This is a genomic window from Microbispora rosea (assembly GCF_044460045.1).
In the GTDB taxonomy this organism is placed as follows: domain Bacteria; phylum Actinomycetota; class Actinomycetes; order Streptosporangiales; family Streptosporangiaceae; genus Microbispora; species Microbispora rosea.
Window position 1 is genome coordinate 120,804 of sequence record NZ_JBITJO010000008.1, and the last position, 13,921, is coordinate 134,724.

Below are 13,921 nucleotides of genomic sequence, written 5' to 3' on the forward strand. Positions count from 1 at the left end.
TTTTTACCAGCGTAAACCTATTGGGCTGGGGAGATTCGTTACGTAACGTGGTAGCTGAGCGGCCGTCGAGGGGATCGGCGGCCACCACCTCGGGAGAGGGCCCGTCCTTGCGCGACCACCATGCGAGGAGGGCCGGAGCCCCGGTCTGCCTTCGCAGGTCACGGGCCCGGTCCGTTCACCACCAGTCAAGGCAGGGCGCCCACCTCAGGCGCCCGGGGGAGAACGCGTGGCAGTGTCCTCGAGCAACCCGTCCACATCCCGCACCTACGTTCTGGACACGTCTGTCCTGCTCGCCGACCCGGCGGCGATGAGCCGCTTCGCCGAGCACGAGGTCGTCGTCCCGATCGTCGTCATCACGGAACTGGAGGCCAAGCGTCACCACCCCGAGCTCGGCTACTTCGCCCGGGAGGCGCTGCGCTTCCTCGATGACCTCAGAGTGCGGCACGGACGGCTGGATGAGCCCATGCCGATCGGCGACGGGAACATCCGGGTCGAGCTGAACCATAGTGATCCGTCCTGCCTCCCGGCGGGCTTCCGCCTGGGCGACAACGACACCCGCATCCTCACCGTCGCGCAGAACCTCGCGGCGGAGGGGAAGGACGTGGTGCTGGTGTCGAAGGACCTGCCGATGCGGGTCAAGGCGGCGTCCATCGGCCTCGCCGCGGAGGAATACCGCGCCGGCATGGTGGTCGAGTCCGGCTGGACCGGCATGGCGGAGCTCCAGGTCACCACGGAGGAGATGGACGCCCTCTTCGAGGTCGGCACGGCCGACATCGACGAGGCGCGCGACCTGCCGTGCCACACCGGTCTGCGGCTGCTGTCGAGCCGCGGCTCCGCGCTCGGCCGCGTCCTTCCGGACAAGTCGGTGCGTCTGGTGCGGGGCGACCGTGAGGTCTTCGGGCTGCACGGCCGGTCGGCGGAGCAGCGGATCGCGCTCGACCTGCTGATGGACCCCGATGTCGGCATCGTCTCGATGGGCGGCCGTGCCGGCACCGGCAAGTCCGCGCTGGCGCTGTGCGCGGGCCTGGAGGCGGTGCTGGAGCGCCGCCAGCACCGCAAGATCATTGTCTTCCGCCCCCTGTACGCGGTGGGCGGCCAGGAGCTCGGCTACCTGCCCGGCTCCGAGAACGACAAGATGGGCCCGTGGGCCCAGGCGGTCTACGACACGCTGGGCGCGGTCACGTCCCCCGAGGTCATCGAGGAGGTCATCGACCGGGGCATGCTGGAGGTGCTGCCGCTGACCCACATCCGCGGCCGTTCCCTCCACGACGCCTTCGTGATCGTGGACGAGGCGCAGTCGCTGGAGCGCGGCGTGCTGCTGACCGTGCTGTCCCGCATCGGCGCCAACTCGCGGGTCGTGCTCACCCACGACATCGCGCAGCGCGACAACCTGCGGGTGGGCCGGCACGACGGCGTCGTCGCGGTGGTGGAGAAGCTCAAGGGCCACCCGCTGTTCGCCCACATCACGCTGACCAGGTCCGAGCGCTCGCCGATCGCCGCCCTGGTGACCGAGATGCTGGAGGACATCACGCTCTAGGGAGCGTCTGACAAATGCTGCCCGTCGCGAGCGTGGATCCAGGTGGATGCATCGCAAGGCGGAGGAGGAGGCCATAGCGGAGCTATGGGCGACGACGACAGCGCGGCGAGGCGCCGCCTGGGCCACGCGCAGCAGGGCCATGATTTGTCAGACACGACCTAGGGAGGAGCACAGCGATCACGGGGGGAGATGGCCGTCCTTGGGGGCCAGATCCCAGAACTCCCGGCAGGTGTGGACCTTCAGGGGGCCGTTCTTGCCGGGAGTCGCGTGAGCGATCTCCACGGCCCAGATCTCCGGTTGCAGCCGCGCCGTACAGGTGATCTGGGCCATGGCGGTCCTGGTGATCTTCCAGCCGCTCACGAACAGCCGTACGCGCAGGCTGAGGATGTTGTCGGGGTCGTTGCGGCTGCCCGCGTCCGGGGCGTACCTGACGAGCTGCACCTGGGCCAGCGTGAGCCCGGTGAGCGAGGTGGACAGCTGGTTCGACGTCCGGCCGCTGGCCGCGAACAGCGCGTCCAGCACGTCGTTGACGTGGGGCGAGCGCGCCGCGACCCGGGTGGGCCACAGCCGGCCGTTCCGCAGCAGGTAGATCGTGACGAGGGTGGGCGTGCCGCTGATGACCGGCGCGGGACCGGCGTCGACCACCCCGGTCGGCGCGACCCCGCACGCCGCCGGCAGCATGAGCAGCCCCGCGAGCAGGGCCGCGGCAGCGCGCCCGACCCGTCTCCCACCCCGTCTCACGCTCACGGTTTCGGGATCCAGACGCGGAAGAGGGTGCCGGGGTCGCAGCGCTCGGCCATGATCGAGCCGCCGTGCAGCTCGGCGTTGGCCTTGGCGATGGCCAGGCCGAGGCCGCTGCCCACGCTCCTGGCCCGGTCGGTGCCGGCCTTGTAGAAGCGGTCGAAGACATGGGGGAGGACGTGCTCGGGGATGCCGCTCCCGTGGTCGCGCACGCTCACCTCGAGCGCTCCGTGGTTCTCGCCGCCGACCGCCACCCGGGCGCTCACCACGACGGGAGGTGCGCCGTGGTTGAGCGCGTTGCCGACGAGGTTGGCGACGATCACGTCGAACCTCCGGGCGTCCAGCGAGAACGTGAGCCCGACGGGCACGGTGAGCTTCACCCGGTCGGCCCAGCCGCGCACCTCCAGGCAGTCGGCCAGCGTGTCGCCCACGTCGACCGTCTCCCGGCGGAGCGTGGCGGCGCCCGCGTCGAACCGGCTGATCTCGATGAGGTGCTCGACCAGCACCCGCAGCCTGTCGATCTCGCGGACGACGATCCGCACCGCCTCCCCGGCGTCGTCCGGCAGGTCCTCGGCGTCCTCCGACAGCATGTCCGTCACCGCGGTCATTGCGGTCAGCGGCGTGCGCAGCTCGTGGGAGACGTCCGCGACGAACCGTCGTGACATCGACTCCAGCGTCCGCAGCTCCGAGACGCTGCCCTCCAGCGCCGCCGCCGTCTCGTTGAACGTCGCGGTGAGCTCCGCCAGTTCGTCTCTGCCCCGTACGGGGAGGCGGACGTGCAGCTCACCGGCGCCGAGAGCGCGGGCGGCCGCACCCAGCCGCCGTACGGGCAGCAGCACCCGCCGGGCCGACAGCAGGGCCAGGGTCAGCGCCAGGACGAGCGTGATGCCTCCGGCCTGCGCGAGGGCGGTCCTGAGGCGGTTCAGCACGGCCTCCTCGCCCGACAGCGGCACGAAGACGTAGGCCGTCAGGCCGGTCGGACGCAGCACCCCGTCGCGGGTGGCGCGCTGGATCTGCGTGGCGACGATCAGCCAGGGACGGTCCCCGAACAGCACCCTCTGGTAGACCAGCCGCCGGGCCGCCTGCCAGCGAAGCTGGTCGGGCACGTCGGTCATGGTGAACCTGGCGCCGGCGTTGGAGCGCCGGTGGTCGCCGTAGGTCACGATGACGGTCCGCTCCGGGGCCTCCAGCGCCTGCACCACCCCGCCGAGGTCCTCGTCGGTGACGGTGGTGTCGCTCGGCCAGACCACGTCGCTCGCGCCGATCGGCAGCGTGATCCTGGACAGCGTCTCGCGCACGTCGGCGACCGCGCCCCGCTCCGCGCGGTCCAGAAGGCCCCGGCGGACGATCTGGTATCCCAGGCCCGCCACCATGGCGGACGCGGTGACCGCCACCAGCAGGAAGGTGATCACCAGCCGGGCCCGCAGCCCGGTGGGCACCCAGGTCATGGCGGGCTGAAGCGGTATCCGAAGCCGCGCACCGTGTGGATGTAGACGGGGTCGGCGGGGACCGGCTCGATCTTGGCGCGGATGCGCTGCACGCAGGCGTCGACCAGCCGCGAGTCCGCCACGTGCGTGTGGTCCCACACGGCGCGCAGGAGGTAGCGGCGGGTGAGCACCTGGCCGGGGTGGCGGACCAGTTCGAGCAGGAGGCGCAGTTCGGTCGGAGTGAGGTGGATCTCCTTGCCCGCGAGGCTCACCTTGAGGGCTCCGCGGTCGATCACGAGGTCGCCGAAGGTGAGGCGGTCGGGCGAGGCGGACTCCAGCCGGCGCAGAACGGCGCGGATGCGGGCGTCCAGGACCCGCGGCTCGACGGGCTTGACGACGTAGTCGTCCGCGCCGGCCTCCAGCCCCACGACCACGTCGAGGTCGTCGCCCCTGGCCGTGAGCAGGATGATCGGCAGCGGGTCGAGCCTGCGGATGCGGCGGCACACCTCGACCCCGTCGATGCCGGGCAGCATGACGTCGAGGATCGCGATCTCGGGGCGGCGGGAGCGTACGTGTTCGAGGGCCTCCTCGCCCGTGGCGTACGCGGTCACCGAGTGGCCCTGCCGGGTGAGCGCGAGCTCGAGTCCGGCACGGACCGAGGGGTCGTCTTCGACCAGGAGGATGCCTGCCACCCGGTCATTATGGTGCGAACCTCACCAATTCCCTATTTGTCACAGCCCTGTGACCTGGTCCGCACGCCATCATCAAGAAGCGGGAGCAGGCTGGTGCCGGGCACCCATGCCCCTCCCTGTGGCGCAAAGTGTGACTAAAATCACACTCTAGGGGAAAGTCCATGTGATCGGCCGTCGAGTCAAGACGTCACCAAACAGGTACCACGATTCGGTTGCGGAGCACCCCCCACCACAGGGCAAGCTCATAAGCCGTGAGCTCTGGTCAGCAGTTGAAGGAACGCCCCCGCGCCTCCCGGCCCCGGCGGGGAGCCGGCGGCCGCTCCGGGTCGGGCGGGCTGACCCCCAAGCGGATCGCCATCCTGAGCGTCAGCGTGGCCGTGCTCGCGGGCGGGACGGCCTTCGTGGTCCGCACCTCGGTCGAGCACAGCAACGCGCCCAAGCAGGTGCTGGGCCCGGACAGCTTCCTCGCCCTCGATCCGAACGCGCCCGACCCCGAGACCGACATCCTCAAGGAGCAGGCGGTCCAGGCCCTGCGCAAGGACAGGCTGGAAAGCACCCGCGACGACCGGAAGAAGGGCCTCGACCCGGTCGAGATCGCCCAGAAGGCCCCCGGAGGCGGCGGCTTCACCCCGGCCGACTTCCCACCCGGCTCCAGCCCGGACCCCGGCAGCAACAAGGCGCTCGGCAAGCAGATGGCCGAGGCGCGCGGCTGGGGCGGCGAGTGGGGCTGCCTGGAGAAGCTGTGGGACAAGGAGAGCCACTGGAACGAGCGGGCCATGAACCGCTACAGCGGCGCCTACGGAATCCCCCAGTCGCTTCCCGGCAGCAAGATGGCGAGCGCGGGCTCCGACTGGCAGACCAACCCCGCCACCCAGATCAAGTGGGGTCTCGGCTACATCGCCGGCCGCTACAAGACGCCCTGCGGCGCCTGGGCGCACTCCCAGTCCACCGGCTGGTACTGAACCCCGAAACTCTGGTCAGGGTTTCTCGACCTTTCGGCAAGCCCGCGCGTACGGCGGGGATCTCACTGCACGCTTGGCCTCATGGGTGTGAAGGTCAGCGTGGTTATGCCCGTGTCCAACCCCGGGCTGTCGAACGACGCCTTCGGCGCGTGCGTGCGTTCGGTGCTGGAGCAGTCGCTGCCGCCGGAGGAGTACGAGGTCGTCTTCGCGGACGACGGGTCGACGGACGGGACCCGCAGGCGGCTCGACGCGATCGCCGAGCAGCGCGACAACGTGCGCGTCCTGCACCTCGATCACAGCGGCTCGCCCGCGCGCGGGCGCAACGTCGGCCTGTCGGTGGCCCGCGGCGAGTACGTCTACCTGATCGGCCAGTACGACAGGCTTGAGCCGCACGCCCTGGAGCGGATGTACGACAGGGCCGTGGAGACCGACGCCGACGTGCTGATCGGCAGGCTCGCCGACCAGGGGCCGCCGCCGGCCGCCTTCGCCCGCGACCGGGACCGGGCCGACGTGCTGCGCGACCATCTCCTCGCGCTGCCGACGGCGCACAAGCTGTTCAGCCGCGACTTCCTGGAGACCTGCCAGCTCCGCTTCGCCGACCGGCCGCTGTCCGAGCAGGCATTCGTGACCAGGGCGTACCTCGCGGCGAAGGTGATCGCCGTGCTGGCCGACGAGATCTGCTGCCACCTGGGCCCGGCGTCCCCGGGGACCGCGGAGGAGGAGACGCCGGACGCCGAGGCGCTCTTCGACGGCCTCAACGCGATCTTCGACGTGGTGGACGCCTACACCGAGCCGGGCTCGCAGCGGGAGCGCATCCAGGCCCACTGGTATCGGACGCTCGGGCTGCGCCGTCTCGCGGGCGCGCGGTTCCTCTCCGCCGAGCCCGACGCGCGGATGGTCCTGTTCTCCTTCCTGCGCCGCTTCACCCTCGACCGGGTTCCCGCCGCGCTCGACGTCCACCTGCCCGCGCACCTGCGCGCCCGTGCGGCGCTGCTGCGCCTGGACCGCCTCGACGCGCTGGTCGCGCTCGCCGAGGCGTCCCGGGGCACCAGGCTCAGCGCGGAGCTGCGGGAGCTGCGCTGGGACCAAGGCGTGCTGCAGCTCGACCTGAGCGTGGAGATCCTGCGGGCCGGAGGCGCCCCGCTCTGGCTGCGGCAGCGGGAGGACCGGCTGCTGTGGACCCCGCCTCCCGGGGTCGAGGGCGTGCTCGACGGCCTGCTCGACGACGAGGGCGCCGACGTGACCGACGCGGTGCGCAGGGCCCGCGTGGAGGTCTGCGTCCGCCACGTGGAGACCGGGGTGGTCCACTCGCTGCCGGTCACCTGCTCGGTGGGCCGCGCGGCCCTCGGCGACCACGCGCGCGGCGGCCAGGTGCGGGTGTGGGTGAACGGCCAGGCCCGCCTCGACGCCGGCGCCGCGGCCCTCGGACGGCCGCTGCCCGCCGGGCTGTGGGAGATCCACGTGCGCATGCGAGGCGTGCACACGGGCCGCACCCGGGTGGCCCGCCCCGCCCTGCCGATGAGCTGCGCGGGCGCGCTCGCGGGCGAGCCCAGGCGGCTCGTCGTGCCGTGCTGGTCCGAGCGCGGCGAGCTGGGCGTCTGCGTGGAGCCGAAGTCCTTCCCCGAGTCGATCGCGCTGGTCTCGTCCCGGGCCACCGTGGCCAGGCAGGAGGGGCACGTCTTCGTCGTCGTGCCCGTGCCGTACGTGCCGCCGAGCGGCGGGCCGCCGGCCGAGCTGGTGCTGCGCGAGCAGGACGGGCGCGGGCGCAGCATGGTCGTGCCCGCGCTGGTCGAGCCGGGGATACCCGGCCGGGTGGCCGGTCAGCTCGTGGCGCGGGTGCCGCTGAGCCGGATCGGCGGGGACGACTGCCTCGGCCCGGGGTCCTGGCGGCCCGCGCTCCGTGTCGACCAGAAGGACGTCGACCTGCTGTTCGGGCTGACCGTGCGCCGCGGCGGGCAGGTGCGCGTCCTGCCCGCCGGGGCGTCGCCGCAGGCCCCCTCGCTGCTGCGGCGCATCGCCGTCCGCGTCCTGCGCGAGCGCAGGTAGCGACGCGCCGGCTATCGGCGCAGGTGCGCGAGCAGCGCCGCGCGGAACTCCTCGGGCCTGTCGAGGTGCGGGCCGTGGCCGGCGCCCTCGACGACGACCTCACGGTAGGCGCCGTAGCGGTCCAGCACGGTTCGCGTCTGGGTCACCATGGGCTGGGCGGGCGTGCCGTCCCAGCCGGGCACGGCGCCGATGGCCCCCAGGTGGGCGAGGTCGAACAGCGACGTGTCGGAGACGATCACGTCCTGGTCGCCCCTGATCCACAGGACGGGCGGCTTCGGGTCGATCTCGTGCAGGTCGTCGATCCGGAAGTTGGTCGGCGCGATCGTGTTGAGCACGCCCCGCTTGCCCGGGGCGACGTTCGGCCAGGCGTCCGAGGGCAGGGAGTCGCCCGGGTAGTGGTCCTCGCCGATCCGGGTGGACAGCATCGACTCCACGAACGCGTCCTCCTCCTCGCCCAGGTCCGTTCCCGCGGCGACGTACGTGGCGCGCAGCACGTTGCGGGGCGAGACGGGGGAGTCGGCGGACGTGTCGCCCGCCCGGAGCGCGGCCACGAACTCGGGGTTGGCCGCGCCGCCGCCGGAGCCCACGCCGTCGGGGCTGGTGAGCACGCCGTCCGGGCCCGTGGTGCCGCCGAAGCCGTACGGCGAGACGGGGTTGACCAGCGTCGCGCTCAGGACGGCCGCGGGCCGGTCGCGCAGGGCCTGCATGACGACCCCGCCACCGAGGCTCCATCCCACCAGATGCGCCGGGCCCAGCACGTCGAGCAGCGCGAGCAGGTCGTCGGAGTAGTCGCGCACACCCCGGCTCGCGTCCACAGGCTCGGGGTCGGTGTCGCCGAAGCCGCGCAGGTCGAGCGCGTACGGACGGAACCCCTCCGCCGCGATCGCGGTCATCGTCGAGCGCCAGAACGCGCTGGAGGAGACGTTGCCGTGCACGAACACCACAGGGTCGCCCGCCGAGCCCGGTACGGACAGGACGTTGAGGGTCAGACGGGACGTGCTGACGCGCTCGGCGGATATGGGCAGGGTCATGGTGTTGCTCCCAGTGTGCAGGTGTTCTCGAGGTCGCCCGAGGACGGGCGAGGCAGGGTGGCGTTCGGTGGCGGCGGCGTGCCCGTGCCGATCCAGGTCTCCAGCGCGGTGAACGCGCTGCGGAAGCAGGGAAGCAGGGGTCGCAGCCGGTCCGGGTAGGCCGGGTAGAGGCTGTCGACGTGGTTGCCGCCCTCGACGCGGTAGTAGCGCAGCAGCCGGTCGCGGTGCCGATCACCGATCATCTTGGCGTAGACGTCGGAATCCTCGCGGATCGGCAGCAGCGTGTCCAGGGTGCCGTGGACGACGACCAGCGGCTTCTTGATCTTCCCGGTGAGGCTCACCCGCGCGACCGCCTGCTTCACCGAGGCGGGCCTGGAGGCGTAGTCGTAGTCCGTGTCGCAGCCGGGCGTGCCGGACGCGCAGAACGGCGTGCCCGCCTCGGCGTCGCCGTCGTAGGAGGGGTCGAACTCCTCGCGGTAGAGGCGCTGGGTGAGGTCCCAGTAGTACTGGTAGTGGAACGGCCACAGGAAGTCGGACTCCGGCGCGAAGCCCGCCGCCGCGACCCCGGCCGCGTCGCCCTTCGCGTACGCGCGCAGCGCGGGCGGCAGGAACGTCAGCAGGTTGGGCCCGTCGGCGGTGAAGAGCGTGCCCTCCCAGTCGACGCCGCCGTCGAACAGGTCGGGACGGTTCTCGATCTGCCAGCGGACCAGGTAGCCGCCGTTGGACTGACCGGCCGCGATCGTCGTGCGGGCCGGCCTGCCGTACCGCTGCCGGACGACCGTCTTGGCGGCGACCGCCAGCTCGCTGACCCGGCGGTTCCACTCGGCCACCGCGTCGCCGGGCCGTACGCCGTCGCGGTAGAACGCCACGCCGGTGTTGCCCTTGTCGGTCGCGGCGTACGCGTAGCCCTTGGCCAGCGCCCAGTCGGAGATCGTGAAGTCGTTGGCGTACGTCTCCCGGTTGCCGGGCGACCCGGCGACGACCAGGCCGCCGTTCCAGTGCTGGGGCAGCCGGATGACGAACTGCGCGTCGTGGTTCCAGCCGTGGTTGGTGTTGCCGGTGGAGGTGTCGGGGAAGTAGCCGTCGATCTGCATGCCGGGCACCCCGCTGGGGTTGACCGCGCCGGGGGAGTTGAGGCCAGACCAGTCCGACTGGTCGGTGTGCCCGGAGACCAGCGTGCCCTTCGTGGTCAGATCGTCGAGGCAGGCGGTCACCTGCTTCTGCGCGCCCGGCACGGTCACCCTCGGGCAGGTGGCCGCCTCGGACGGCACGGCGGCGGCCAGGGGGAGAGCCAGCGCCAGGGCGGCCAGCAGGGCGGAACCGGGGCGCATCAGGCCTCCTTCACGATGACGGCGGCCTGGGCGGTGCCCGAGGTCGGCTCGATGGCGGACAGGTCGCGGTCGCGGGTCTCCCTGGAGGCGATCACCGCGATGATCGTGAGGATCGCCGCCGCCACCACGTAGACGGAGATCGGCACGCTCGACCCGTACGCGTCGAGCAGGGCGACCGCGATCAGCGGGGCCACGCCGCCCGCCGCGATCGAGGCGAGCTGGTAGCCGATCGACACGCCCGAGTAACGCATGCGGGTGGCGAACAGCTCGGAGAAGAACGCCGCCTGCGGGCCGTACATCGCGCCGTGCAGCACCAGGCCGACCGTCACCGCCACGGTGACCAGGGCGAAGTTCTTGGTGTCGATCAGCGGGAAGAACGCGAAGGCCCACAGACCGACGGCGGCGGCGCCGAGGAGGTAGACCGGCCGCCGGCCGATCCGGTCCGACAGCGCGCCCCACAGCGGGATCGTGACGAAGTGGATCGCCGAGCCGATCAGCACGGCGTTGAGCACGGTGCCCTTGGGCAGGCCCGCCGTGGTGGTGCCGTAGACGAGGACGAACGCCGTGATCACGTAGTAGGAGACGTTCTCGGCCATCCGGGCGCCCATCGCCACCAGCACGTCGCGCCAGTGGTGGCGCAGCACGCCGATGATGGGGGCCTGCGGCGCGGGCTCCTGCCGCTCCAGCGCCTGCTGGAACACCGGCGACTCGGTGACCGTCAGCCTGATCCACAGGCCGATCAGCACGAGCACGCCGGACAGCAGGAACGCGATACGCCAGCCCCAGGCGAGAAAGGCCTCCTCGGACTGCACCGCGGCCAGCAGCGCCAGCACGCCGGTGGCGATCAGGTTGCCACCGGGAGCGCCGGCCTGCGGCCAGGACGCCCAGAAGCCGCGGTTGCGGGGGTCGCCGTGCTCGGAGACCAGCAGCACCGCGCCGCCCCACTCGCCGCCGAGGGCGAAGCCCTGCACCAGGCGGAGCAGGGTCAGCAGCAGCGGCGCGCCCGCGCCGAGGGCGGCGTACGTCGGCAGGCAGCCGATCAGGAACGTCGAGCCGCCCATCATGAGCAGGCTGATGACCAGCAGCCGCTTGCGGCCGAGCCGGTCGCCGTAGTGGCCGAAGACCAGCCCGCCGAGGGGCCGGGCGACGAAGCCGACGGCATAGGTGAGGAACGCCAGCAGCGTGCCGGTCAGCTCGTCCTCGGTGGGGAAGAAGAGCTTGTTGAACACCAGGGCGGCGGCCGAGCCGTAAAGGAAGAAGTCGTACCACTCGATGGTGGTGCCGATCAGGCTGGCCCCGACGACCTTTCCGATCCGGGCAGGTGGAGTGTTTGCCATGGGAACTCCTCCGATGGGGGGGTTCCGCACACGGTATGCAGTGACCGAGGTCACTCCTATGGGGCGCCGCCACACACCTCAGGCATCCGGCATGTGGGTGCGCAGCCGGTGCAGTCGCAGGGCGAGCTGGATCTCCAGGCCGCGCTCGGGCTCCTGCCAGTCCTCGCCGAGCAGCTGCCCCACCCGGTCGAGCCGCTGGGTCACCGTGTTCACGTGGATGTGCAGGGCCTCGGCCGTACGCGACAGCGAGCCGCCCGTGCCGAAGTAGGCGTTCAGCGTCTTGACCAGGGCGGTTCCCCGGCGCGCGTCGTAGTCGAGCACCGGCCCGAGCGCGCCGGCGAGGAAGCCGGACACCTCGCGCCGCTCGCCCACCAGCAGGCCGACGAAACCCAGCTCCTCGGCGCTCGCGCCGTCACCCGTACGGCCGAGGGCCACCAGCGCCCCGGCGCAGCGACGGGCCTCGGCGTAGGCCGACGCCACCGCCGTCACCGGCCCGGAGGCCGGCGCGGCCCCCGCCGTCGCCGGGCGGCCGAGGGAGGCGCTCAGCTCGGCCGCGACGCGCCGGGCCAGCGCGCCCGGCCGGTCGCCGGGCAGCAGCAGCACGACCTCGTCGCCCCGGGCGGTGGCCAGGCCGTGCGCCAGCGTCGCCTGCGACGACGCCCAGAAGGCGCCGCGCTCCCGCTGCCCGTCGTGCCGCGCCACCACCAGCACGTGCGGCGCGTCGAGATCGACGCCGAGCCGCCGCGCCCGGTCGTCCAGCCCGCGCAGCTCCGGACGGGAGACCAGGTCGTCGAGCAGTTCGCCGCGCACCCGCCCCTCCGCCTCGGCCACACTGCGGCGGAACAGCAGCAGCAGCGCGGTGACGATCGCGGCGCGCTCCAGGATGCGCTGGTCGGTGTCGGACACCGGGTGGTCGGTCCGCAGGACCAGCGTGCACAGCGGCGCCGCCCCGACGTCCACCGAGGCGACGTACGCGTCGCCCCGCTTGACCGTGCGGCCGAGGGCCCGCGAGGACTGGGCGGCGTCGAAGACGCCCACCTCCAGGTCGCCGGACTCGCCCACGAGAGGGCGGCCCTCGTCGTCCAGCACGGTCAGGCGGCCGCCCAGCACCTCGGTGACGACCGCGGCGACGTCCTCGACCCCGCCTCCACGCAGGCCGCCGCGCAGCACGAGGCCGGTCATCCGGTCGTGCGCGTCGGCGGCCCGCTCGATCGACTCGCTGTGCGCCCTGATCAGCGTGTTCGCCTCGCTCAGCTCGGCCAGCGCGGCCCGGGTCTCCTGGAGCAGCCGGGCGGTGTCGATGGCCACGGCGGCGTGCGCCGCCAGCGAGCACAGCAGCGCCACCTCCTCCTGCGCGAACGGCCTGGCGCTGCGGTTGGCCGCGAACAGCACGCCGATGACCTGCGTGCCGAGCCGCAGCGGCACTCCGAGGATCGCCACCAGGCCCTCCTCGTGGACGGCCACGTCGATCGTGTTCGTGTGCCGGAACCTCGGGTCGGCGAAGTAGTCCGCCGTGTTGTACGGCGTGCCGCTCTGCGCCACCAGCCCGCCCAGCCCGGCGCCCATGGGCAGCCGCAGCCGCCGGAAGCTGGCCGAGATCGACCCGTCGGTCACCCGCATGTAGGTGTCGCCGCGCTCCGGGTCGTTCAGCGTCATGTACGCGATGTCGGTCGCGAGCAACTGCCTCGCCCGGTGCACGATGGCCTGGAGCACCGCGTCGAGGTCGCGCAGCCCGGCCAGGTCGCTGGCGGTGTCGAACAGCGCCGACAGTTCCGCCTCCCGCTTGGCCCGCCGGCGCAGCACGGCCCGCACCTGGAGCGCCGCGACCTTGGCCCGCTCCAGCTCCTCCAGCGTGGCGGAGTCGGCCCCGGCCGCCCTGGCCTGCAGGATCGGGCCCTCGAACTCGACCGCCGACGCCTCCCGGGCGAGCAGGTCGAGGTAGGCGTGCGCGCTGCTCTTGGGAGTCGTCGCGTTCTTGGGGGCCGTCGCGTTCTTGGGAGCCGGAGTGGTCAGCGCGCGCTCCATCCTCCGTCGATGGGGATCGAGACGCCGGTGACGAACGATCCCTGCGGGCCGCACAGGTAGGCGACCATCTCGGCCACCTCGTCCGGCTCGATCAGCCGCTTGATCGCCGCGGGGGCGAGCATGATCTGCTCCACCACCTCGTCCTCGCTGATCCCGTGGGTGCGCGCCTGGTCGGCGATCTGGTTCTCCACCAGCGGCGTCCGGACGTACGCGGGATCGACGCAGTTGGAGGTCACGCCGTGCGGCGCCCCTTCCAGGGCGATCACCTTCGACAGACCCTCCAGCGCGTGCTTGGCCGTGACGTAGGCCGCCTTGAACGGCGAGGCACGCAGGCCGTGCACCGAGGAGATGTTGACGACGCGGCCCCAGCCGCGCTCGTACATCCCGGGCAGCACGTCGCGCACGAGCAGGAACGGCGCCTCGACCATCACCCGCATGATCTTCCTGAAGATCTCGGGCGGGAACTCCTCGATCGGGGCCACGTGCTGGAACCCCGCGTTGTTCACGACGATGTCGGCGCGGAGGTGGGTGTCCGGCGAGGGCGGGAGCTGGCCCCGCCAGGCCACGAGGAACTCCGGATCGGACAGGTCGACGGCCACCGGCGTGCCGCCGATCTCGGCGGCCACCTTGCCCGCGGCCTCGGCGTTGATGTCGGCGACGACGACGTGCGCGCCCTCGGCGGCCAGGCGCCGGGCACACGCCCGTCCGATGCCGCTCCCCGCGCCGGTGACGAGGGCCGTGCGCCCTTCAAGACGCCCTTCAAGGCTCATGCTGCCTCACGATAGGAACCGC

Annotated in this window: 11 protein-coding genes; 3 read left to right on the forward strand and 8 right to left on the reverse strand. The window is 72.4% G+C overall.

All coding sequences use genetic code 11. The annotated features are described in order from the left end of the window. Positions 1–226: 226 nt before the first annotated feature. Entirely contained in the window at positions 227–1,537 is a 1,311-nt protein-coding gene (locus tag ACIBK1_RS29625) for a PhoH family protein (protein WP_030507550.1), read from the forward strand. Between the two features lie 177 nt (positions 1,538–1,714). Here ACIBK1_RS29625 and ACIBK1_RS29630 read toward each other — a convergent pair whose 3' ends face one another. From ACIBK1_RS29630 to ACIBK1_RS29640, 3 genes are read right to left on the reverse strand one after another with little or no spacing between them, the layout of a single operon-like run. Further along, positions 1,715–2,284, reverse strand: a complete 570-nt coding sequence (locus ACIBK1_RS29630; protein ID WP_363419292.1) for a hypothetical protein — start codon at positions 2,282–2,284, stop codon at positions 1,715–1,717. Next, complete coding sequence (locus ACIBK1_RS29635) at positions 2,281–3,726, reverse strand: sensor histidine kinase (RefSeq protein WP_396738989.1); 1,446 nt, start codon at positions 3,724–3,726, stop codon at positions 2,281–2,283. Before ACIBK1_RS29635 ends, ACIBK1_RS29630 begins: the two co-directional genes overlap by 4 nt. Continuing rightward, positions 3,723–4,397, reverse strand: a complete 675-nt coding sequence (locus tag ACIBK1_RS29640) for a response regulator transcription factor (RefSeq protein WP_030507547.1) — start codon at positions 4,395–4,397, stop codon at positions 3,723–3,725. The genes ACIBK1_RS29635 and ACIBK1_RS29640 overlap by 4 nt, the downstream gene beginning before the upstream one ends. 251 nt (positions 4,398–4,648) lie before the next feature. On the opposite strand from ACIBK1_RS29640, the gene ACIBK1_RS29645 reads away from it, so the two are divergent. Next, positions 4,649–5,359 (forward strand): aggregation-promoting factor C-terminal-like domain-containing protein, encoded by a 711-nt coding sequence (locus ACIBK1_RS29645; RefSeq protein ID WP_030507546.1) that lies wholly within the window; start codon positions 4,649–4,651, stop codon positions 5,357–5,359. A gap of 81 nt (positions 5,360–5,440) precedes the next feature. Continuing rightward, positions 5,441–7,405, forward strand: a complete 1,965-nt coding sequence (locus ACIBK1_RS29650; protein WP_396738991.1) for a glycosyltransferase family 2 protein — start codon at positions 5,441–5,443, stop codon at positions 7,403–7,405. 11 nt (positions 7,406–7,416) lie between these two features. Here the strand turns inward: ACIBK1_RS29650 and ACIBK1_RS29655 are convergent, their stop codons facing one another. The 5 genes from ACIBK1_RS29655 to ACIBK1_RS29675 form a co-directional block, all read right to left on the reverse strand. Next, a complete protein-coding gene (locus ACIBK1_RS29655; RefSeq protein WP_030507544.1) occupies positions 7,417–8,436 on the reverse strand; it encodes an alpha/beta fold hydrolase in 1,020 nt (339 codons plus the stop codon). Then, positions 8,433–9,767, reverse strand: a complete 1,335-nt coding sequence (locus ACIBK1_RS29660; RefSeq protein WP_357324687.1) for a 3-hydroxybutyrate oligomer hydrolase family protein — start codon at positions 9,765–9,767, stop codon at positions 8,433–8,435. Before ACIBK1_RS29660 ends, ACIBK1_RS29655 begins: the two co-directional genes overlap by 4 nt. Next, positions 9,767–11,104, reverse strand: a complete 1,338-nt coding sequence (locus ACIBK1_RS29665; protein WP_396738994.1) for an MFS transporter — start codon at positions 11,102–11,104, stop codon at positions 9,767–9,769. Before ACIBK1_RS29665 ends, ACIBK1_RS29660 begins: the two co-directional genes overlap by 1 nt. A 78-nt stretch (positions 11,105–11,182) precedes the next feature. Next, complete coding sequence (locus ACIBK1_RS29670; RefSeq protein ID WP_396738996.1) at positions 11,183–13,129, reverse strand: helix-turn-helix domain-containing protein; 1,947 nt, start codon at positions 13,127–13,129, stop codon at positions 11,183–11,185. Next, positions 13,114–13,899: a 3-hydroxybutyrate dehydrogenase gene (locus ACIBK1_RS29675; protein ID WP_076433957.1), complete on the reverse strand. Its 786-nt coding sequence runs from the start codon at positions 13,897–13,899 to the stop codon at positions 13,114–13,116. The genes ACIBK1_RS29670 and ACIBK1_RS29675 overlap by 16 nt, the downstream gene beginning before the upstream one ends. Positions 13,900–13,921: the final 22 nt, after the last annotated feature.